Raw genomic sequence first — 20,762 nt, forward strand, 5'->3', positions numbered from 1 at the left:
CGCTCCGGGTGCATGAGAGCCGCCTGATGAACGTTCCAGCGCCGAACAGGGGCCGTCGCTTCGGCACGCGCGCAAGACCGGCGACTGGTCGCGTCGACCGGCTGCTGGCCCCTTTTGCCGGCATGTTCCACCGCCTGCTCGACCGGATCGACCGGGGCCTCGAGGCCGGCGCGATCGAGGCATCGCTGCCCGACGGGACTGATCGCGTGCTTGGCGGGCGGGGCGAGGGGCCGGTCGCGATCGTCGAGATCAGGAGCTGGCGCGCGCTGATCCGGCTGGCGATGGGTGGATCGGCCGGGTGGTTTGTCGCCTGGTCGCGCGGCGAATGGCGCAGCCCCGATCCGGTGCCCTTGTTCGACCTGTTCATGCGCAACCGCCGCCCGCTGGGCGAGGCGGGGCGATCGCGCGGGCCGATGCGGGCAGTGCGACGGCTCTGGCACCTGCTGCGCCGCAATCATCGCAGCGGGGCGCGGCGGAACATCGAATTCCATTACGATCTGGGCAACGACTTCTACAGCCTGTGGCTCGACCCGGGCATGACCTATTCGAGCGCGCTGTTCGAGGAGCCGATTGCAGCGGCGCAATCGCTGGAGGAGGCGCAGGCGACCAAGCTTCGCGCGGTGCTCGATCGCACCGCGACAAAGCTCGGTGATGCCATCCTGGAGATCGGCTGCGGCTGGGGCTCTTTCGCCGAGGTCGCGGCGCGAGCGGGGGTGAAGGTGCATGGCATAACCCTGTCCGCCGAGCAGAAGCGCGCCGTCGAGGCGCGCATGGCGGAGGCGGGGCTGGACGGGGTCACGGTCTCGCTGACCGATTATCGCGACGTGGCGGGGCAGTATGACGCGGTCGCCAGCATCGAGATGGTCGAAGCGGTCGGCGAGGAATATTGGCCGGCCTATCTGCAGGCGGTCGCGCGGGCGCTGAAGCCGGGCGGGCGCGCCGCGATCCAGTATATCGCGATCGATGACGCGATCTTCGAGGCTTATGCCGCGAATGTCGATTTCATCCAGCGCTTCGTTTTTCCGGGCGGCATGCTGCTGTCGGAAAGCCGATTCCGTGCGATTGCCGAAGCAAATGGCCTGAGCTGGCACGACCAGCATGATTTCGGCCTTCATTATGCCGAGACGCTGAAGCGCTGGCGTAAGGCGTTCGACCTTGCTGTGGCGGCGGGAAGGCTGCCCGCCGAATTCGATCGCCATTTCGTCGATCTGTGGCGATATTATCTGATGTATTGCGAGGGCGGATTCAGAGGCGGCGGGATACATGTCGCGCAGGTCACGCTCATAAAGGGGGGATGAGATGAAGAGGCAGGTGTTGGGTGCGCTCGCGCTGGCGGGCGCCGCGATGATTCCGGCGCAGGGCTTCGGTCAGGCGCAGCCGGCCGAGGCGACTCAGCGTCAGGTCGGCGCGGAAGTGCTGTTCTGGTCGCAGGCGCAGCGCGATTCGAACTTCCCGGCGATGGAGAAGATCTTCCCGGGCAATGTCATCAAGGCCGATCCTGCGAAGGCACGCAAGCTGCCCGCGGGCAAGCCGCTCCCGATGGCAGCGGCGGATGTGGATGCCTTTATCACGTCGATGAACGTCGCGGGGCTGATCGTGCTGCAGGACGGAAAGGTGCGGCTGGAACGCTATGCGCGCGGCTTCTCCGCGGAAGGCCGCTGGACAAGCTTCTCGGTCGCCAAGTCCTTCACCTCGACCCTGGTCGGCGCGGCGATCAAGGACGGCTTCATCAAATCGCTCGACGATCCGGTGACGCGTTACATCCCCGATCTGGCTGGCAGCGGCTATGACGATGTGACCGTGGCGCAGCTGATGACGATGACCTCGGGCGTCAAATGGAACGAGGATTATACCGATCCCAAATCCGACGTGGCGCGGATGTTCCTGGAGCCGGTGCCGGCGGGCGTCGATCCCACGGTCTATTTCATGCGCAAGCTGCCGCGCGAGACCGCGCCGGGCACCAAATGGGTCTACAAGACCGGCGAGACCAATCTTATCGGCGTGCTGGTGCGCCGGGCGACGGGCAAGACGCTGGCGGCCTATGCCGAGGAGAAGATCTGGAAACCCGCCGGCATGGAACGCGACGGCTTCTGGATGAAGGACCAGACCGGGGCGGAGGTCAGCGGCTGCTGCCTGTCGGTGTCGCTGCGCGATTATGCACGGTTCGGGCAGTTCGCGCTGGAGGGCGGCAAGGGCGTGGTCGCGCCGGGCTGGTTTGCCGAAGCGACCAGGGCGCATGCCGAGGTGGCGCCGGGCGGGTTCGGCTATGGCTATCAATGGTGGACTTATCCGGGCGGCCGATATGGCGCGCAGGGGATTTTCGGGCAGATGATCACGATCGATCCCAAGTCGAAGCTGGTGATCGCGATGGTCAGCGCTGCGCCTAAGGCAAGCGAGCGGTCGCTGACGCTCGCGCGGCTGGCGTTTTTCGAGAAGCTGATGGCGGCGGCGAAGTAGTCGGGTGTCTATTCCTTCCCGGTAACGGGCGGGGAATGATGGTGAACATCATGCGCTTAGCCGCGTAGGCACGTGCCTCCCGCCGGAGCCCGTTCTTGATACCCCGCGCCACATGTGATCATCGTCGCGTTAGCCAGCGGGGGAAGCCGATGACCATTTTTCGCGCCTGGAGCGTTCTCCCCCTGTGGCAGCGCGTGCTCGCCGGGCTCGTGCTCGGCATCCTGCTCGGGGCTTTTTTTCCCGCCGCCGCGCCGTGGATATCGCTCATCGGCGAGCTGTTCTTGCGACTGATCCGGCTGCTGGTCTTGCCGGTGCTGCTAGTCGTGATCGCTGCCGGTGTCACCGAGTTAGGCGATCCCAGGCGACTGGGCACGGTCGGCGGACGCGCCATCGGCCTTTTCGCCGCGCTGATGGTGATCGGAATGGCAAATGGCATGGTCGTCGGCCTGCTGTTGCGGCCCGGCGCCAATAATCCGCTGGGCCATCATCTGCCCCCGCACGACCTCGGGGTCGCCAAGAGCCTGGCGCAACAGGCGCTCGACATCGTGCCACCCAACATCTTCGAGGCAATGGCAGCGGGCAATATGCTGGCGCTGATTCTGTTTTCCGGTCTGATCGGGGTTGGTGCCTTGCTTTCGGGTGATGCCGGCAAGCCGCTTGCCGCGTTCCTTCAATCGGCTTCGGCGGCGCTTCTCAAGGTCGTTTCGCTAGTCATGGAACTCACGCCGTTCGGCGTTTTCGCCTTGGTCGCGAATGCCGTTGCGGCGAATGGCGTCGCCGTGATCGCGAATGTCCAGTGGCTGGCGCTCGGTACGGTGCTCTGCGTGATCCTGCAGATTGTCATTGTCCATGCGACCGTCCTCGCGCTGATCGCGCGGCGATCCGTTGTCAAATTCTACGGCGGTATCGCTGAGGCGCTGACGATCGCCTTCTCCACCGCGTCATCAACCGCGACAATGCCGGTCGCGCTGCGTTGCGCCGTCGAGAATCTCGACGTCCCGCGGCCAGTCGCGTCGACCATCCTTCCGCTCGGTGCCAGCGTCGGCAAGGATGGCACCGCCGCCTATGTCGGCCTGATCAGCATCTTCAGTCTTCAGGCGCTGGGGATCGAGCCGACCGCGGCCAACCTTATGGTGATCCTGGTCGCCGGCAGCCTGGCGGCGTTCGGCACGGCCCCGGTACCGTCCGCCTCGCTGTTCATGCTCGCCGCGGTGCTTTCGACGATCGGCGTCGACAGCGCGCAGACCGCGTTGGTTGTTGGCTTCATCCTGCCGTTCGACCGTCTTCTGGATATGACGCGCACCGTCGCCAGCGCCAGCGGCAATCTGACAGTCACCGCGACAGTTGCGAAGCTCGAGCGCAAACACGAAGACCCGTCACGGCTCGACCTGGACGCTGCCTGACGAGCTCACGCTCGGTGGCTCCGTCGTATGACCCGGCGTGCTTGTCAGCTTTGAACCGACTCGGGCCTGACCGGCTGGAAAAGGGACAAGACGGGTCAGTCGATCCGCTCGAAATGGCCGTTCTCAAAATCGCCGGCGATCAGCGCCACGAGCCGGTCCGCAACCACTTCCGGCGCCTTCACCGAAGCCGGATCCTCGCCCGGATAAGCCCGCTCGCGCATCTTGGTCCGCGTCGCGCCGGGATCGACGATGGCGGTGCGGATGCTGCTGATATGCTCCATCTCGTCGCCATAGGCGCCGACCAGCGTCTCGAACGCTGCCTTGGAGGCGCCGTACAGGCCCCAATAGGCGCGGGGCGTGCGGCCGACGCTCGAGGTGATGCCGATCACCCGGGCGCGCTTCGACTTGCGCAGCATCGGGTCGAACGCCGTGATCAGCGCGGCCTGGGCGCTGACATTGAGGGTCAGGACGGTCGCCAGCTCCTTATGATCGATCGCGGGGACGGCAGCGAGGCTGCCCAGAGTTGCCGCATTCATCACCATGATGTCGAGCTGCGGCCAACGCTCGCCGATCGCGGCGCCGAGGCGGGCGATGCTGTCGGTCTCGGTCAGGTCGAGCGGGGCGATGGTCGCGCTGCCGCCGGCGTCGAAGATATCGCTCTCGACCTGTTCCAGATCCTTGGCGGTGCGCGCGGTGATGACGACATGCGCCCCGGCCGCGGCCAGGGCCTTGGCAGTCGCGGCGCCGATGCCGCGGCTGGCGCCGGTCACGAGGGCGATCTGGTTGGCGAGGGGGAGGTCAGTCACAATAAATTCCGTTCGCCCTGAGCTTGTCGAAGGGCCGCTCTTCTATCGCGCGCCGTGGGAAAGGAAAGAACGGTGCTTCGACAAGTTCAGCACGAACGGAAATTTATATGACCCGTTCCGCCAGAAGCGCGAACTGGTCGACCGAGGCGACTTCGTCCTGGTCGGTCAGGGTCGTCGGATAATCCCCGGTGAAGCAGGCGTCGCAATGGCTCGGCCGGATATCGGCGCGGCGCGGCTGGCCGAGCGCCTTGTACAGGCCGTCGATCGAAACGAACGCCAGGCTGTCGGCCTGGATATAGGTGTTCATTTCCTCGATATTCTTGGTCGCCGCGAGCAGCTTGGCACGTTCCGGGGTATCGACGCCGTAGAAGCAGCTGTGCCGCGTTGGCGGGCTGGCGATGCGCATATGCACTTCGGCCGCGCCGGCTTCGCGCATCATCTGAACGATCTTCAGGCTGGTGGTGCCGCGCACGATCGAATCGTCGATCAGCACGATCTTCTTGCCCTTGATCAGCGCGCGATTGGCATTGTGCTTCAGCTTCACGCCGAGATGGCGGACCTTGTCGCCCGGCTGGATGAAGGTGCGGCCGACATAATGCGAGCGGATGATGCCGAGTTCGAACGGAATGCCGGACTGCTGGGCATAGCCGAGCGCCGCGGGCGTGCCCGAATCGGGCACCGGGATGACGATGTCAGCATCGACCGGGCTCTCGATCGCGAGCTGGGCGCCGATTTCCTTGCGCACGGTATAGACGCTGCGGTCCTCCGAGATCGAATCGGGCCGCGAGAAATAGACATATTCGAAGATGCACGGCCGTGCCGAGGCCGGCGGGAAGGGGCGGTGCGAGCTGATCTCCGTCCCGCGCACGATTACCAGCTCGCCGGGTTCGATCGAGCGGACGAACTCGGCGCCGACCACGTCGAGCGCCACCGTCTCCGAGGCGAAGATCACCGCGCCGTCGAGCGTGCCCATCACCAGCGGGCGGATGCCGAGCGGATCGCGGCAGGCGATCATGCCCTCCGGCGTCATCACGATCAGCGAATAGGCGCCCTCGACTCGCTTCAGCGCGTCGATGAACTTGTCGACGAAGGTGCGATAGCTGGAGGTCGCGACGAGATGGATGATCGTCTCGGTATCCGAGGTCGACTGGAAGATCGACCCGCGCTGGACGAGATCGCGGCGCAGGCGCATCGCATTGGAGATATTGCCGTTATGCGCGATGGCGAAGCCGCCCGAGGCGAGATCGGCGTAGAGCGGCTGCACGTTGCGCAGCGCCGTCTCGCCGGTCGTCGAATAGCGGACATGGCCGCAGGCAACGGTGCCGCGCAGGGCGCCGATGATGTCGTCGCGGTCGAAATTGCCGGCGACATGGCCCATCGCGCGGTGGGTGTGGAACTCGGCACCGTCGAAGCTGGTGATGCCGGCCGCCTCCTGGCCGCGGTGCTGCAGCGCGTGCAGGCCGAGCGCAACCAGCGCCGCGGCGCCGTCGCTGCCGGATACGCCGAAAATGCCGCACTCTTCGCGCAGCTTGTCGTCATCAAATGGATTCGTAGTAAGCATGGCGCCCTTCGGGGGGAGTAGCGTCGCCCGCCATATAGGGGCGGCTTTCGGCTTTGTCGCGCTTTTGTAACAAGGATTAATCGCCACCCGTCGCATTGGCGGTTTTGCGTGCGTCGCGCTAAGTGCTCGCCATGCCCGATTCCCGCGATACCGGCCTTGTGCTCGACCCGAAATTTGACGCCACCGGCCTCATTACCGCCGTGGCGACTGACCGCACCACGGGCGAGGTGCTGATGCTCGCGCACATGAATGCGGAGGCGCTGGCGGCCACCGTCGCGACGCGGGAGGCCCATTTCTGGTCGCGCAGCCGCGGGCGGCTCTGGAAGAAGGGCGAGTCCTCGGGCCATGTTCTGCGAGTCGCCGATATCAGGATCGATTGCGATCAGGATGCGGTGTGGCTGATCGTCGATGCCGCTGGCCCGGCCTGTCACACGGGCGAGCGCAGCTGCTTCTACCGCCGGATCGATGGCGACCGACTCGCGCCGGTTGAATGAGACTCGGGCTGTCGCTGGTATTGATGCTGTTCGTCACCGGCTGCCGGGGCGATGAGCAGAAGGCCGCCAGCAATGCCGTTGCGGCGACGGGCCTCGAGGCCGCCGCGATCGAGGCGGGGGTCATTCCCGACCCCGACAATACCGACATCAGCGGCCTCTACGCACATGATACCGATCGAGTCTGCATCGTGCCCGGCGCCACTGGCTTCCGGATCGGCGTGTTTGTCGACTATGGCGACAAGATGAATTGCGGTGGCGCGGGCACCGTCACCCGGACGGGAGAGAAGCTCCATCTCGCATTCGACGGGGCAAAAGGGTGCGGATTCGATGCGCAATTCGATGGAGACAGGATCCAGTTTCCGGGCACCTTGCCCAGTGCCTGCCAGAAGCTTTGCACACAGCGGGCGTCGATGGCGGGGCTCGACGTGACTCAGTTGAGCGAGTCGGTGTCAGAGGCCTCGACCTTGCGCGACGGCAAGGGCAAACTGCTCTGCGGCAGCGGTGGATGAGCTTGACGTTCACGTAAACGGCATCTAGCTTTCGGGTCATGTCCACAGTCGCCGCCTATGCCGCGATCGAGCGCCACCCCGATCGCGATCACTTCTCGATCTCCGACCTGTCAGCCGAGTTCGGCGTGACCGCACGGGCGCTTCGATTCTATGAGGACGAGGGACTGATCGCGCCCGAACGGCGCGGCACCGCCCGCATCTATTCGCAGCGCGACCGCGCGCGGCTCGCCTGGATCCTGCGCGGCAAGCGCGTCGGCTTCAGCCTCGCCGAGATACGCGAGATGATCGACCTTTACGATATCGGCGATGGCCGTCAGGTGCAGCGCGCCGTCACGATCGATCGCTGTCGCGAGCGCGTGTCGCTGCTGACGTCACAGAAGCAGGATATCGATGCCGCGATCGACGAACTCAACGACTTCATCACCCTGCTCGAAACGCACGGCGCACAAGGCCGCCTGAAGGACTGATATCATGCCGCAATATACCCCGCCCGTCCGCGACACGCGCTTTATCCTGGAGCATGTGGTCGGCCTCGATCGCTATGCGAACCTGCCCGGCTTCGCCAACGCCACCCCCGATGTGGTCGACGCGGTGCTCGACGAGGGCGGCAAGTTCGTCGCCGAAATACTGTTCCCGCTCAACCAGTCGGGCGACCTCGAGGGCTGCACGCGACACGAGGATGGCTCGGTTTCGACGCCCAAGGGCTTCAAGGAAGCTTATGACAAGTTCGTCGAATCGGGTTGGGGCACTCTGTCGGCGCCAGCCGAGTTCGGCGGACAGGAGATGCCGCACGTCGTCTCGACCGCGTTCCAGGAATATATGATCTCCGCGAACATGGCGTTCGCCATGTATCCGGGCCTGACTCACGGCGCGATCGCCGCGCTGCTGGTCAAGGGCACCGACGAGCAGAAAGTGAAATACGTCCCCCATATGGTCTCGGGCAAATGGGGCGGGACGATGAATCTGACCGAGCCGCAATGCGGCACCGATCTCGGCTTGATCCGTACCCGTGCCGAGCCGCAGGCCGACGGCTCCTATACGATCACCGGCACCAAGATCTTCATCTCGTCGGGCGAGCATGACCTGACCGAGAACATCATCCACCTCGTCCTGGCCAAGACCCCGGGTGCGCCGGAAAGCTCCAAGGGCATCTCGCTGTTCGTGGTGCCGAAGTTCATGGTCAATGACGACGGATCGCTCGGTGCGCGCAACGCGGTGTCGTGCGGCTCGATCGAACACAAGATGGGCATCCACGCCAATTCGACCTGCGTGATGAACTATGACGGCGCGACCGGCTGGCTGGTCGGCGAGGAGATGAAGGGCCTCGCCGCGATGTTCATCATGATGAACGCCGCCCGCCTCGGCGTCGGCCTCCAGGGTCTCGGCGTGGCGGAGACGGCGTATCAGAATGCCGTGCAGTATGCGCATGACCGCCGCCAGGGCCGGTCGCTGACCGGCGCCAAGGAGCCGCAGGAAAAGGCCGATCCGCTGTTCGTGCATCCGGACATCCGTCGCATGCTGATGGATGCCAAGGCGCTGACCGAGGGTCTGCGCGCCCTGTGCCTCTGGGGTGCGCTCCAGGTCGATCTCGAGCATGCCGCGGGAAGCGAGGAGGAGCGTCAGCTCGCCGAGGATCTGGTCGGCCTGCTCACCCCGGTGATCAAGGGGTATGGCACCGACAAGGGCTATGAGATCGCGACCAACGCGCAGCAGGTCTATGGCGGCCATGGCTACATCGCCGAATGGGGCATGGAGCAATATGTCCGCGATGCCCGCATCTCGATGATCTATGAAGGCACCAACGGCATCCAGGCGATGGACCTGGTCGGCCGCAAGCTCGCCATGAACGGCGGCCGGGCGGTGCAAGCCTTCTTCAAGGTCGTCGGCGAGGACGTCGCGGCCGGCAAGGCCGATCCGGCCACCGCCGATTTCGCCGCGCGCCTCGAAAAGGCCAATGGCGAATTGCAGCAGGCGACCCTGTGGTTCCTCCAGAACGGCATGCAGAACCCCGACAATGTCGGCGCGGGCGCGCAGCCCTATCTGCATCTGATGGGCATCGTCGCAGTCGGCCTGATGTGGCTGCGCATGGCCACTGCTGCCGCGAAACTGAAGGCGGCGGGCGAGGGTGATGCCGCCTTCCTCGACGCCAAGCTGGTGACCGCGCGCTATTTCGCCGAGCGGATCATGCCGGACGCGGGCGCGCTGCGCCGCAAGATCGAGGGCGGGGCGGAAGCGCTAATGACGCTGCCGCCGGAGATGTTCGTCGCGGCCTGAGTTCGATAGTCGTAGTTGCTAGCCAATTCCGTCATGCCGGAATTGTTCCGGCATCCATCGCGCGACAGGGACCGAAGCGTGTCGTACGCGGCGCGATGGACCCCGGAACAAGTCCGGGGTGACGTTGGATGATGGGATCGCTCCCTAACGCACCGGCGGTTGTGTTGCTGGCACTTGCGGTGCAGCGACAGGCCTGGCCGGTGACGGGGTCTCCGCTTTGCGCCGCACGCCCGACAGCTCCGGTACCGGCTTGATCGTCGTCGTCACCGGCGGCGGCGCGACCTTCGTGGTGCCAGACAGACTCTCCAGCTTGAAATTGTCGACCTGGCGCGCAACCGGCACCAATACCTGCAGCTTCATGCATTGGCTGAAATCGGCGCGCTTGAACTCGGTGCAGTTCCACAGCGCCTTGTCGTAGTTGCGGCTCTTGTCGCGCAGATAGCTGAACGACATCGCCGCGATCTGGGTCGGCTGAAGCGGTAGCGCACCTGGCGTCTTGGCCTTGCTGGTCCAGCCCATGACCTTGCAATAGGGACGGTCGCCGCACGTACGCGCCGCCAGCAAGGCAAAGGCGTCGGCTGGCATGCGCGGGTCGAGCGTCAGCAGGAAACTGTTGGTGTCGGTCGTCAGCGCGGGCGGCAGCGCCGCACCCGCTGCGGCGGCCTCGACGGTCGCGGCGGTGGCGTCGACCAGCGCGGCGCCTGTCTTGTGCGCATCGGAATAGAGCGCGAGCTGGGCGATGACCGGTTCGTCGGACGAGACGTGCCGGTTGAACGCGGGCGGGGTGCCCCACCAGCCGGTCCAGCGAAAGAACAGGTGAGTCTCGACCCGGGCGATCTTGTCGAGGCTGGACTGCCAATAGGGTACGACCCAGTCGGTATGGTAATGAGTCGCATAGCCGACGGGCTTGTAGACCGCGCCGTTCAGCGCGAGCGTGGCGGTTTCCCGCGCGCGCACCCAGGCGGCGTCGGACCAGCGGTGCCGCACCAGCGCGCCATCGCAGGTGAAGGTGAACTGGCACCCGGTCACGCGTTCGGACCCCTGGAACACTACGCCGCAGATCGTCTTGGGGAAGGCAGGATGGCGCGCCCGGTTGATCACGACCTGTGCCACCGAGCGCTGGCCCAGCGTATCGTCGCCGGCCTCGTAGAGCACGCCGGCGGCCATGCAGTCGATCGCCCGGGCGCGCTGCTCGTCGGTGCCGACGAATTTGAAGGGCCGGGCCGCGGGATTGGGGCCGGTCGAGAAGGGGACCGAGGCGTTGAAGGCGCGGGCGTCGTCCGGGTCCAGATTCTGGAACGCGACCGGCTCGACCGGCGGCAATTCCGCCTTCGGCACCACGCGTTGCGGCAGGCGCTTGACCACATGGTGCGGCACGACCGGCGGCGCATTGCGGACGATGAGCGCCGGAGCCGCGATCGCGATGACCGCGACCAGCGACAGCAGGAGGTTCAGGCCGGGACCGGGATTGCCCGGCGGGGCGGAGGGCTGGGGCATGGGCGAAGGGGTTTCAGCGATGAAGGGAGCGACGCGAAAGGGGGGCAAGAGCGGCTCCTGGCGACGACAAGCAGGGGCCTTTAGCCCAGAACGCTTCGGATACGAAATGGTTCGCGGCCCAAGGCGAACGCGGCGCGGTGGGACGCTGCGCCCGAGCCGCGACGCTCGACGACATTCCCGAGCATTGCCCCGCCTGCCCCGACCAGTGAAATATGGTCGAGGCCGGCTGTGCGCGCGAGATCAGCTTTCCGGCAGGAAGTCCGGCACGGACAGGTAGCGCTCGCCGGTGTCGTAATTGAAGCCGAGCACCCGGACGCCGTCGGGCAGATCGGGCAGCTTCTGCAGGATCGCGGCCAGGGTCGCGCCCGAGCTGATGCCGACCAACATGCCTTCCTCGCGGGCGGCGCGGCGCGCCATGTCCTTGGCGACGGCCGCATCGACCTTGATCGCGCCGTCGATCGCCTGGGTATGAAGATTGGCGGGCACGAAACCGGCGCCAATGCCCTGGATCGGGTGCGGCCCAGGCTGGCCGCCCGAGATGACGGGCGACGCCTCGGGCTCGACCGCATAGACCTTGAGGTGCGGCCATTCCTTCTTCAACGTCTCGGCGACGCCGGTGATGTGGCCGCCGGTGCCGACGCCGGTGATGATCACGTCGATCGGCGAATCGCGGAAATCATTGAGGATTTCCTGCGCGGTGGTGCGCACATGCACGTCGATATTGGCGGGATTCTCGAACTGTTGCGGCATCCAGCTGTCAGGCGTCTGCGACACGAGCTCGAGCGCGCGCTCGATCGCGCCCTTCATGCCCTTTTCGCGCGGGGTGAGATCGAAGGTCGCGCCATAAGCGAGCATCAGGCGGCGGCGTTCGAGCGACATGCTCTCGGGCATGACGAGGACCAGCTTGTAGCCCTTCACCGCGGCGACCATCGCCAGGCCGACGCCGGTATTGCCGCTGGTCGGCTCGATGATCGTGCCGCCGGGCTTGAGATCGCCCGACTTCTCCGCCGCCTCGATCATGCTGAGCGCGATGCGGTCCTTGATCGAGCCGCCAGGATTGGAGCGCTCGGACTTGATCCATACCTCGGCGCCGGGGAACAGCTTCTGCACGCGGATGTGCGGGGTGTTGCCGATTGTGTCGAGGATCGTGTTGGCTTTCATCGTGCGGCCTCCATCTCAATATCTGCGGCGTCCTGGGGCGTCGCGGGTGGGTCGAATGTACGGGCGTTGCGGATGCTCGGGAAGAGCCAGGTCCACAGGATGGTCACGACAATCGCGCCGCCGCCACCCACCAGCACCGCCCCGACCGGCCCGAGCGCCGATGCGAGGAAGCCGGATTCGGCCTCGCCCAACTCATTGGACGCGGAAATGGTCAGCTGCGAGACAGCGCCGACCCGGCCGCGCTTGTCGTCGGGTGTGTGGAGCTGAATCAGCGACTGGCGGATATAGACCGAGAACATGTCGGCTGCGCCGGCGACGGACAGGGCGATGAGGCTGAGCAGCATCGATGTCGACAGGCCGAATATCACGGTGGCGGAACCATAGACCAGCACGGCGCCGAGCATCTTCGGCCCGACATTGGTCTTCAAGGGCCGGAAGGAGAAGAACAAGGCGGTCAGCGATGCGCCGACTGCCGGCGCGGCGGCGAGGGCGCTCAGGCCCTGCGGCCCGACTTTCAGGATATCATGGGCATAGATCGGCAGCAGAGCGCTCGTGCCGGCGAGGAACACGGCGAACAGATCGAGCGTGATCGTGCCCAGGATCATCTTGTTCTGCCAGACATAGGCGAGTCCGTCAGCGATCTGCTTCAGCGGGTGCGCGGTGCTGACGGCGATGGTGCGCGCGACCGGACCGATCGCCAGCAGGCAGATCAGCGCGCCGCTGAACAGCGCGGTCGCCAGGAAATAGGCGGCGGACGGCGCGAGTGAATAGGCGAAGCCGCCGATCGCCGGCCCGATGATCGTGCCGACCTGCCACGAGATCGAGCTCAGCGCGATCGCGGTCGGCAGCACTTCGCGCGGCACGAGATTCGGCGCGAGGGCAGAGAAGGCGGGGCCGGCAAAAGCGCGACCGATGCCGAGCAGCACCGCGACCGAGAACAGCACGGGAAGCGACATCCAGCCTTCATAGGTCGCCATGGCGAGGATGAAGGCGCAGAGAATCTGCAGCGCGACGGTTACGCGCGTGATCCAGCGCCGGTCGAAACGATCCGCCACCCAGCCCGTGACCGGAGTCGACAGGAACAGCGGCACGAACTGCAACAGGCCGATAAGCCCGAGCTGAGCCGCGGCGCCGGCGGGCGACATGGTCTCGCGCGCGATGGTGTAGGTCTGCCAGCCGATCACGATGATCATGCCGTTCTGCGCAAGCGTCATGCAGAAGCGGGCGGCCCAATAGGCGCGGAAGTTGGCGATGCGGAACGGGTGAGGAGGCGAATCCATTGCGCCGGCTTTAGGCGCGCGATCCTTGAGGGGGCAATCTCCGATTGCTTTGGTAGGTGAAACTTCTGTTGTGCTCAGACGATTGATGTCCGAGAGGAAACGGGCCTATAGGCTCGCCGTCCTCCCCTACGGAAACGAGGTTTCCCTCACGTGGCCAAAGCCCCTGCTGCTCGGAAAGCCGAGCCCCTGACGCCCAATCGCGAGCGTCCCGACGAACCCAAGCCCTACAAGGCGTCCAAGGAAGAACTGCTCGATTTCTACAAGCAGATGCTGCTCATCCGCCGCTTCGAGGAGAAGGCGGGGCAGCTCTATGGCCTCGGCCTGATCGGCGGCTTCTGCCATCTCTATATCGGGCAGGAAGCCGTCGCGGTCGGCCTGCAATCGGCGCTGACCGACAAGGACAGCGTGATCACCGGTTATCGCGACCATGGTCATATGCTGTTGTGCGGGATCCCGCCGCAGGACGTGATGGCCGAGCTGACGGGGCGCCAGGCCGGCATCTCGAAGGGCAAGGGCGGCTCGATGCACATGTTCAGCGTCGAGCATAAATTCTATGGCGGCCACGGCATCGTCGGCGCGCAGGTCTCGCTCGGCACCGGGCTTGGCTTCAGCCATAAATACAAGGGCGATGGTGGCGTGTGCCTCGCCTATTTCGGCGACGGCGCCTCGAATCAGGGCCAGGTGTACGAGAGCTTCAACATGGCCGAGCTGTGGAAGCTGCCGGTCATCTACGTCATCGAGAACAACCAGTACGCCATGGGCACGAGCGTCAACCGCTCCTCGTCCGAGGACCAGCTCTATCGCCGCGGTGAGAGCTTCCGTATCCCCGGCATCCAGGTCGACGGCATGGACGTGCTGGCGTGCCGCGGCGCGGCCGAAGAGGCTTTGGCCTGGGTCCGCGCGGGCAAGGGCCCGATCATCCTCGAGATGAAGACCTATCGCTATCGCGGGCATTCGATGTCCGACCCGGCAAAGTATCGCAGCCGCGAGGAGGTGCAGGCCGTTCGCGACAAGTCCGACCCGATCGAGCATGTGAAGAAGCTGCTCGAGGAGCTCGGCGCGAAGGAAGACGAGTTCAAGAAGGTCGATCAGGAGATCCGCAAGGTCGTGAACGAAGCCGCCGATTTCGCCGAACAGACGCCTGAACCGGAGCCAGCCGAGCTCTACACCGACGTGCTGGTGGAGAAATACTGATGGCGATCGAGATCAAGATGCCGGCGCTGTCCCCGACGATGGAGGAAGGCACGCTCGCCAAATGGCTCGTCAAGGAAGGCGACATGGTCAAGTCCGGCGACATCATGGCCGAGATCGAGACCGACAAGGCGACGATGGAGTTTGAAGCCGTCGACGAAGGCACGATCGGCAAGATCCTCGTCGCCGAGGGTACCGATAACGTGAAGGTCGGTACCGTCATCGCGACGCTGAACGTCGAGGGTGAAGAGGCGGCGCCTGCTGCTCCCGCGCCGGCCAAGGCCGCCGAGGCCCCGGCACCGGCGGCACCCGCAGCCGCGCCTGCCGCTTCCGACGGAGAGGAAGACGGCGCGGCGACGCCCGAGCCGCTCGAGATCAAGACCAGCACGCCCGAGCCCGAAGTGCCCGCAGGTACCGAGCTGGTGAAGATCACGCTGCGCGAAGCGCTGCGCGATGCGATGGCCGAGGAGATGCGCAAGGACGACCGCGTCTTCGTGATGGGCGAGGAAGTCGCGCAATATCAGGGTGCCTACAAGGTCACCCAGGGGCTGCTCGACGAGTTCGGCGACAAGCGCGTGATCGACACGCCGATCACCGAATATGGTTTTGCCGGGGTCGGCACGGGCGCCGCGATGGGCGGGCTTCGCCCGATCGTCGAGTTCATGACCTTCAACTTCGCGATGCAGGCGATCGACCACATCATCAACTCGGCCGCGAAGACCAATTACATGTCGGGCGGCCAGATGCGCTGCCCGATCGTGTTCCGTGGTCCCAACGGCGCGGCGAGCCGCGTGGGTGCGCAGCATTCGCAGAATTATGGTCCCTGGTATGCCAGCGTGCCGGGCCTGATCGTGATCGCGCCCTATGACGCGGCCGATGCCAAGGGGCTGCTCAAGGCAGCGATCCGCAGCGAGGATCCAGTCGTGTTCCTCGAGAACGAACTGCTTTACGGGCGCACGTTCGAGGTGCCGGCGCTTGACGATTACGTCCTGCCGATCGGCAAGGCGCGGGTCATGCGCGAGGGCAAGGACGTCACCATCGTCAGCTATTCGATCGGTGTCGGGCTGTCGCTCGACGCGGCCGAGGCACTCGCGGCTGAAGGCATCGAGGCCGAAGTGATCGACCTGCGCACCTTGCGTCCGCTCGACAAGGAAGCGGTGCTCAAGAGCCTCAAAAAGACCAACCGCATGGTGGTGGTCGAAGAGGGCTGGGCGACCTGCTCGATCAGCTCGGAGATCGTCGCGATCGCGATGGAAGAGGGCTTTGACGACCTCGACGCGCCGGTGCTGCGCGTCACCAACGAGGACGTGCCGCTCCCCTACGCCGCCAATCTCGAAAAGCTGGCGCTGATCAACGCCGACAAGATCGTCGCGGCGGTGAAGAAGGTCACCTATCGCGGTTGACCCATGACGGAGGCGAGGTCGGTACCTCGCCTCCCGGTCACTCGGTGACCACCGTTCCCTGTTACTGAACCAGTCGCGCTGACTGGAGGACCGTGGAGAACAGCTGCTGGAGGGCAGTGGTGATGTTCTCGTTTGCCGTCACCGTCTGGACCAGCGGCGAGCCGTTGGTGCCGGGCGACGCGCAGCTCTGCAGCGCGGTGACGACCCGATCGGAGGTCCCCGCATTCCCTGCCGGATAGGGCGAAGGGGGAGCCGGCAGAAACGGCGCGATGTTCGTCTGCGACCAGCTGTCGCCGGCGAGTGATTCCGGCAGATATTGCGTGTAGAGGATGGCGATCTTGATGCCCTTGGCCTTGATGGCGGTGCATTGAGTCAGGTCGGCCGTCCGCATCGGCCCGAAATAGCGACCGCCCCCATCCGGCTGGTCCAGCATGCCGTCAGTGATGATGAACAGCACCTTTTGCGGCGTGGCGCCGGGAGCGCCGGTCCCGGCATTGGGGATCGTGTCTTTCATCTTGGTGAGCATATTGGTCACTTCGGTGGACCGGTCGTCGTTGCTGGTGCCGTTGGTGGGCTGGGAATTCTTCCACCAATAATCGTCGACCGGGAACAGGGAGGCTGCCGAAAAGCCGCTGCCGTAGGACGCGACATCGGTCAGCGTATTGAGCGTCTTGACGGGCGAAGAGCCGCCGGATCGCGTCCAGTCGAAGGAAAACATCTGCGCCTGGTAGGTGACATGATATTGCGAGGCCTGGTTGGCAGCGAAGGGAATCAGCTGCGACGCGGCCGAAACGACCTCGTCCTTGCGCAGGACGATGCTTGCAGGGGTGCCGTAGATCTGCCCGTAATTGTGGGTCAGCCAATATCCGTCGGCCCAGTAGCCGGTGTCATAGACGGTATTGGTCGTGGTGGCGTTGCCCGTGGTCGTGGTGGTGGTCGAGGTGCCGCCACTGGCAGGGGTGGTCACGACTGTCGTGGTCGGCGTCGACGTCACCTTCTTGTAAACGGTCGCGGGACCGGTGGTGCTGTCGGTGACCGTATAGGTAGTGACCGCGACGGTGGTCACGGTCGTGTCGATGTTCTTCTTGGTGGTTCCGGTTCCGGACGTCGTCCTGGTCGGTCCCGACACCGATGTCGAGGAGGAAGTCATGAGATTGCCGGCGCTGTCATAGACCTGGTTGGCCGTCGAATTCCACCGATAATAGACATTCTGCGTCGATGAGCCGGAGGTATAATAGCCCAACGACAGCAATATATGGCGGGATTGCGTATCCCTGATGTAGATGTTGTCGCTTTTCGGCATTTGCGCATGACATGCAAAGGCGCAGCCGTCCGGCTTCTGGGATATTTTGGTCGCCGCGATGATCTTGCTGATCCCATCGGAGGTCGCGGGCAGCAGCATCGAGGGTGAATTGTCCATTGCCAGGTAGAAATCGACATTGGGCGGCTGAGCGGCGCTTGCCGTTGAGGTTCCCCTTATCGTCAGCGTGTGGGCCCCAAGAATCCCACCGAACACGTTGATCGACTCAGCCGTGTAGCTGACGGTAGCCTTTCGAAGGTAGCCCAGCGCGCCGCTACTCCCGGAGGTGCCGTCGACCACCACGGGCGTTACCACCAGATTCTCGTAACCGGTCAGCAGGCCGGCTTGCGCGTCGAACATGTGCCTTGCCGCGTCGGTCGACGTGCTGTTCGGCTGGAGGATCATCGCGGGCCCGACAGCCGCCAGCGCGGCAGCGTCGGCGGCGGCGTTCAGGTGAGTCTGCAGACTCATGGCGCGAGAATAATCCAGGCCGAAACCCAGCGCGAAGGTCACCGGGATGATCGCGAAGCCGGTTATCATCATGACCCCGCCTTTCCGATCGGCCTTCAGCCGAGCGAAAAGTCCGGCCAATAGGGCCGAAGGCCTGAAGGAGAGGCGTTTCTTCATCATGTCAGCACCTAGTAAAGGCGAGGGACCATATAGATGGTGTGAGTCAGTGCCGTGGGTTCGATGGCGACAAAGCCGACCACCGGCGTGAAATTGTAGGTAATCTTGCCCATGAACAGCCAACCCCCGGCCGTGCCGACCTGAGTCTTCGTGCTGGTGCCGGGAGCAAGATTGCCACATATGTTCGAGCCGTCGGGCGATGCCGGCACCATCGTGGAAGTGATCATGTCGCTCGGGATGGAGATGATGTTGTTGGCCGACTGCGCCGCATTCGTCGGCAGCGTGCCCGCTATGTGGCCCGAGGTGGTGGGCGTGACGACGCTGCCATTGGCGTTCTGCGTCTGGGCCTGAGTCCAGACGACATAGGCATGGGTGGCGTCGCAGACCCTGATCAACGAAATCTGCTCGGTCGCGTTATTGAGCTTGTAGGGCGCCAGGACGACCGCGCTGGCGCTGAGATAGGACCTCGCACTGGCGCCCAGCGGGTCGTTATAGATGATCGCGGGGGACATGGCCCGGCTGGTGAGGTCGACCAGCGACCGGGTCGCGACGGTCACCTTGCGACTGCAGGAGAGCATGTCCGACAAACAGCATCCGCCCGTGTACATGAGCAGGAGCACGGGCACGCAGAACGCGAATTCCACGATCACCGCGCCGCGCGAATCCCGGGCGAAGCGCTTCAGCACGAAGTCTGCGACGCGCTGCATGAATAGTCCTCCGTCGTGAACACCGACGTCGCCACAAGCTTGTGATTGGCATTGGGCTCATCGATCAGGTTCAGACCGAGCGGCCCTTTTCCCGTTGGCCACAGATAGATCAGCTGCAGGACGACGATGCGGTTCTTGCCCTGGCCGTTCGACTGGTAATTGTAGCCGGTGCCGGTCGAGGTCAGCACGCCATTGCTGTTATAGGTGAATGTCGGTGAAGCGGTGCTGGCGATATTATAGGCATTTGCGGTGGTAACGTTGACCGTAAGTCGGGAGCAGGAGAGCGTCGGGGGCAGTAGCGGGCGAATGGTGATGGCCTGGCCATTGGAGCCGGTGCCGGACACGCCGTTGCAGATGGCATTCTTGAAGTCGCTCGCCGACATGCCGACATGGCCGTTGGCCAGCTGCACCGTCTGAGCCGAGCCGGTCAGCAGCAGGCGTCCCGCGCTCTCGGCCGCCGTTTCCAGCATCTGTTGCGCGAGGTAGATGTGCATCGTGTACAAGACCGCGAGCAGCAGCGCGATAAAGGCCGGCCCGACGATGGCGAACTCCAGGACGGCCATGCCCTCCTGGTTTTTCCACAGATTCGTGCGGAATCGGTGCCCCGGGCTACGTACACGAATGATACTGCGCAAAATCGCCACGCATGGCCTCCTTGAGTCCCTTCTCCGGGAACGACGTTCAGATTTCGTAAACGGCCCGTAACGCCGGGCGGCTGGGGCGTTGCAGCGGTATCCCAGTGATGTACATCCGGCGCATGAAACAGAGCGTCATCGCCAGCATCTTCGGCTTTTTGCGCGGTATTTGCGCGGCATGAGTGCGGACGGCCCGATGCGCGACCCGGAACTGCGGCTCGCCCTGCTTTATGCGCCGCGTGCCGCGTTGCCCGCGCTGGAGGCGTTGTTCGCGCTCGATTCGAGCCTTGCCCAGATCCTGCGCACGACCCGCGAACCGATGGTCGGGCAGATGCGGCTGACCTGGTGGCATGAGGCGCTGACCCGCCTCGACACCGCGCCGCCACCGGCCGAGCCGGTGCTGCAGGCGCTGGCGCTGCATGTCGTGCCCAATGGCGTCTCGGGCGCCCGGCTGGCCTGGATGATCGAGGGCTGGGAGGAACTGCTCGAGCCGGAACTGGATGACGACGCAATCGCCCGCCACGTCGCGCGGCGCGGCGGCAAGCTGTTCGAGATGGCCGGGCTGCTGCTCGACGCGGCGGAGACCGATCCGCTGGTCGCGGCGGGCGAGGGGTGGGCACTGGCCGATCTCGCGCGGCATCTGAGCGACCGGCCCACCGCCGATCATGTCCTGGCGCGCGCCGCTGCGCCGCTGACCCAGGCGACTCGCCGGAATTGGAGCCGGCAGGCGAGGCCGCTTGGTGCGCTGGCGCACATCGCGCGTCTCAACCTCGACATCCCGTTCGATCAGCCGATACCGACGGGCGCTCCCCGGCGCGTGGCGCGCTTGCTGCTCCACCGATTGACCGGCCGCTAGAAGACGATAGCTTTCCAACACGGATCGGGAGGAGAGTGGGGATGTGGCGTTATGTCGCGGGCGCCGGGTCGGCGCTGCTGCTGGTAACCGCAGGGATCATGCTGTCGACCGGCAAGGCCCGCCCGCCATCGCCGCTGGCGGCGGCACCTGTCGCGGCGGCCGCGCAGGACGGTCCGCTTCCCGCCGGCGTGCCCGAGGCGAGCGAACGCACGCGCGAGCAGAAGCGATTCGACCGCTACGACAAGGACCGCAACGCGCAGGTGACGCGCGAGGAATATCTCGCACAGCGCCGCAAGGCCTATGCGAAGCTCGACGCCAATCATGACGGCCAGCTGTCGTTCGACGAATGGGCGGTGAAGACGACGACCAAGTTCGCGGAGGCCGACAAGGACAAATCGGGCGCGATGACTCCGGTCGAGTTCGCGACCACGGCGCCGAAACGCACCGTCAAACGGCAGCCCAATTGTCCGCCGGCTCAGGCGCCGCGCGAGGACGAGGAGACCTGAAAGGTCGAATCCTGCCGTGATCCCGGACCTTGTTCGGTGATTGTCCCCCTTTAGCCAGGTACGCGATATTGCTGAAAGTCTCCTTGTGCTCCCGC

The 20,762-nt window shown here is 65.0% G+C and carries 19 protein-coding genes; 11 read left to right on the forward strand and 8 right to left on the reverse strand.

The genetic code is table 11. From position 1 onward, the window contains the following. Positions 1 to 26 precede the first annotated feature (26 nt). From ACZ1I5_RS07810 to ACZ1I5_RS07820, 3 genes are all read left to right on the forward strand, one after another. The gene (locus tag ACZ1I5_RS07810) at positions 27 to 1,298 is read left to right on the forward strand and encodes a class I SAM-dependent methyltransferase (protein WP_465173132.1); all 1,272 of its coding nucleotides are present in this window, start codon (positions 27 to 29) and stop codon (positions 1,296 to 1,298) included. A gap of 1 nt (position 1,299) precedes the next feature. Beyond that, complete coding sequence (locus ACZ1I5_RS07815) at positions 1,300 to 2,457, forward strand: serine hydrolase domain-containing protein (protein WP_465173133.1); 1,158 nt, start codon at positions 1,300 to 1,302, stop codon at positions 2,455 to 2,457. Positions 2,458 to 2,606: 149 nt separating this feature from the next. Further along, complete coding sequence (locus tag ACZ1I5_RS07820; protein WP_465173134.1) at positions 2,607 to 3,860, forward strand: dicarboxylate/amino acid:cation symporter; 1,254 nt, start codon at positions 2,607 to 2,609, stop codon at positions 3,858 to 3,860. 95 nt (positions 3,861 to 3,955) lie between these two features. Here ACZ1I5_RS07820 and ACZ1I5_RS07825 read toward each other — a convergent pair whose 3' ends face one another. Together ACZ1I5_RS07825 and purF are read right to left on the reverse strand one after the other, a co-directional pair. Continuing rightward, the gene (locus ACZ1I5_RS07825; protein WP_465173135.1) at positions 3,956 to 4,666 is read right to left on the reverse strand and encodes an SDR family NAD(P)-dependent oxidoreductase; all 711 of its coding nucleotides are present in this window, start codon (positions 4,664 to 4,666) and stop codon (positions 3,956 to 3,958) included. Between the two features lie 103 nt (positions 4,667 to 4,769). Further along, on the reverse strand, positions 4,770 to 6,227 hold the full coding sequence (purF, locus tag ACZ1I5_RS07830) for an amidophosphoribosyltransferase (protein WP_465173136.1): 1,458 nt from the start codon (positions 6,225 to 6,227) through the stop codon (positions 4,770 to 4,772). Positions 6,228 to 6,358: 131 nt separating this feature from the next. Here purF and hisI point away from each other — a divergent pair, with 131 nt between their 5' ends. Genes hisI through ACZ1I5_RS07850 form a run of 4 tightly spaced genes read left to right on the forward strand, consistent with a single transcriptional unit; the run spans position 6,359 to position 9,504 of the window. Next, positions 6,359 to 6,721, forward strand: a complete 363-nt coding sequence (gene hisI, locus ACZ1I5_RS07835) for a phosphoribosyl-AMP cyclohydrolase (protein ID WP_465173137.1) — start codon at positions 6,359 to 6,361, stop codon at positions 6,719 to 6,721. Next, positions 6,718 to 7,230, forward strand: coding sequence for a hypothetical protein (locus ACZ1I5_RS07840; RefSeq protein WP_465173138.1), 513 nt, complete (start codon positions 6,718 to 6,720; stop codon positions 7,228 to 7,230). Before hisI ends, ACZ1I5_RS07840 begins: the two co-directional genes overlap by 4 nt. 38 nt (positions 7,231 to 7,268) lie before the next feature. Further along, on the forward strand, positions 7,269 to 7,697 hold the full coding sequence (locus tag ACZ1I5_RS07845) for a MerR family transcriptional regulator (protein ID WP_465173139.1): 429 nt from the start codon (positions 7,269 to 7,271) through the stop codon (positions 7,695 to 7,697). Between the two features lie 4 nt (positions 7,698 to 7,701). Then, positions 7,702 to 9,504, forward strand: a complete 1,803-nt coding sequence (locus ACZ1I5_RS07850; RefSeq protein WP_465173140.1) for an acyl-CoA dehydrogenase C-terminal domain-containing protein — start codon at positions 7,702 to 7,704, stop codon at positions 9,502 to 9,504. A 144-nt stretch (positions 9,505 to 9,648) separates the two neighbouring features. Here the strand turns inward: ACZ1I5_RS07850 and ACZ1I5_RS07855 are convergent, their stop codons facing one another. The 3 genes from ACZ1I5_RS07855 to ACZ1I5_RS07865 form a co-directional block, all read right to left on the reverse strand. Next, positions 9,649 to 11,001 carry a cell wall hydrolase gene (locus ACZ1I5_RS07855; RefSeq protein WP_465173141.1) on the reverse strand — a complete coding sequence of 451 codons (1,353 nt, stop codon included), beginning with the start codon at positions 10,999 to 11,001 and terminating at the stop codon, positions 9,649 to 9,651. Positions 11,002 to 11,241: 240 nt separating this feature from the next. Beyond that, positions 11,242 to 12,162: a cysteine synthase A gene (gene cysK, locus ACZ1I5_RS07860; protein ID WP_465173142.1), complete on the reverse strand. Its 921-nt coding sequence runs from the start codon at positions 12,160 to 12,162 to the stop codon at positions 11,242 to 11,244. Beyond that, positions 12,159 to 13,442, reverse strand: a complete 1,284-nt coding sequence (locus ACZ1I5_RS07865; RefSeq protein ID WP_465173143.1) for an MFS transporter — start codon at positions 13,440 to 13,442, stop codon at positions 12,159 to 12,161. The genes cysK and ACZ1I5_RS07865 overlap by 4 nt, the downstream gene beginning before the upstream one ends. A gap of 150 nt (positions 13,443 to 13,592) precedes the next feature. On the opposite strand from ACZ1I5_RS07865, the gene pdhA reads away from it, so the two are divergent. Together pdhA and ACZ1I5_RS07875 are read left to right on the forward strand one after the other, a co-directional pair. Continuing rightward, positions 13,593 to 14,636 (forward strand): pyruvate dehydrogenase (acetyl-transferring) E1 component subunit alpha, encoded by a 1,044-nt coding sequence (gene pdhA, locus ACZ1I5_RS07870; protein ID WP_465173144.1) that lies wholly within the window; start codon positions 13,593 to 13,595, stop codon positions 14,634 to 14,636. After that, positions 14,636 to 16,036, forward strand: a complete 1,401-nt coding sequence (locus ACZ1I5_RS07875; RefSeq protein ID WP_465173145.1) for a pyruvate dehydrogenase complex E1 component subunit beta — start codon at positions 14,636 to 14,638, stop codon at positions 16,034 to 16,036. The genes pdhA and ACZ1I5_RS07875 overlap by 1 nt, the downstream gene beginning before the upstream one ends. Before the next feature lie 61 nt (positions 16,037 to 16,097). Here the strand turns inward: ACZ1I5_RS07875 and ACZ1I5_RS07880 are convergent, their stop codons facing one another. The 3 genes from ACZ1I5_RS07880 to ACZ1I5_RS07890 all read right to left on the reverse strand — a co-directional run bounded on the left by ACZ1I5_RS07880 (position 16,098) and on the right by ACZ1I5_RS07890 (position 19,314). Beyond that, positions 16,098 to 17,879: a pilus assembly protein TadG-related protein gene (locus ACZ1I5_RS07880; protein WP_465173146.1), complete on the reverse strand. Its 1,782-nt coding sequence runs from the start codon at positions 17,877 to 17,879 to the stop codon at positions 16,098 to 16,100. Positions 17,880 to 17,974: 95 nt separating this feature from the next. Continuing rightward, positions 17,975 to 18,670 carry a TadE/TadG family type IV pilus assembly protein gene (locus tag ACZ1I5_RS07885; protein ID WP_465173147.1) on the reverse strand — a complete coding sequence of 232 codons (696 nt, stop codon included), beginning with the start codon at positions 18,668 to 18,670 and terminating at the stop codon, positions 17,975 to 17,977. Next, the gene (locus tag ACZ1I5_RS07890) at positions 18,643 to 19,314 is read right to left on the reverse strand and encodes a TadE/TadG family type IV pilus assembly protein (RefSeq protein ID WP_465173148.1); all 672 of its coding nucleotides are present in this window, start codon (positions 19,312 to 19,314) and stop codon (positions 18,643 to 18,645) included. The genes ACZ1I5_RS07885 and ACZ1I5_RS07890 overlap by 28 nt, the downstream gene beginning before the upstream one ends. Before the next feature lie 169 nt (positions 19,315 to 19,483). Here ACZ1I5_RS07890 and ACZ1I5_RS07895 point away from each other — a divergent pair, with 169 nt between their 5' ends. Then, positions 19,484 to 20,161 (forward strand): squalene/phytoene synthase family protein, encoded by a 678-nt coding sequence (locus ACZ1I5_RS07895; protein ID WP_465173149.1) that lies wholly within the window; start codon positions 19,484 to 19,486, stop codon positions 20,159 to 20,161. A 41-nt stretch (positions 20,162 to 20,202) separates the two neighbouring features. Then, positions 20,203 to 20,667: an EF-hand domain-containing protein gene (locus tag ACZ1I5_RS07900; protein WP_465173150.1), complete on the forward strand. Its 465-nt coding sequence runs from the start codon at positions 20,203 to 20,205 to the stop codon at positions 20,665 to 20,667. Positions 20,668 to 20,762: the final 95 nt, after the last annotated feature.

This window comes from Sphingomonas sp. BL-S-30 (genome assembly GCF_055521475.1).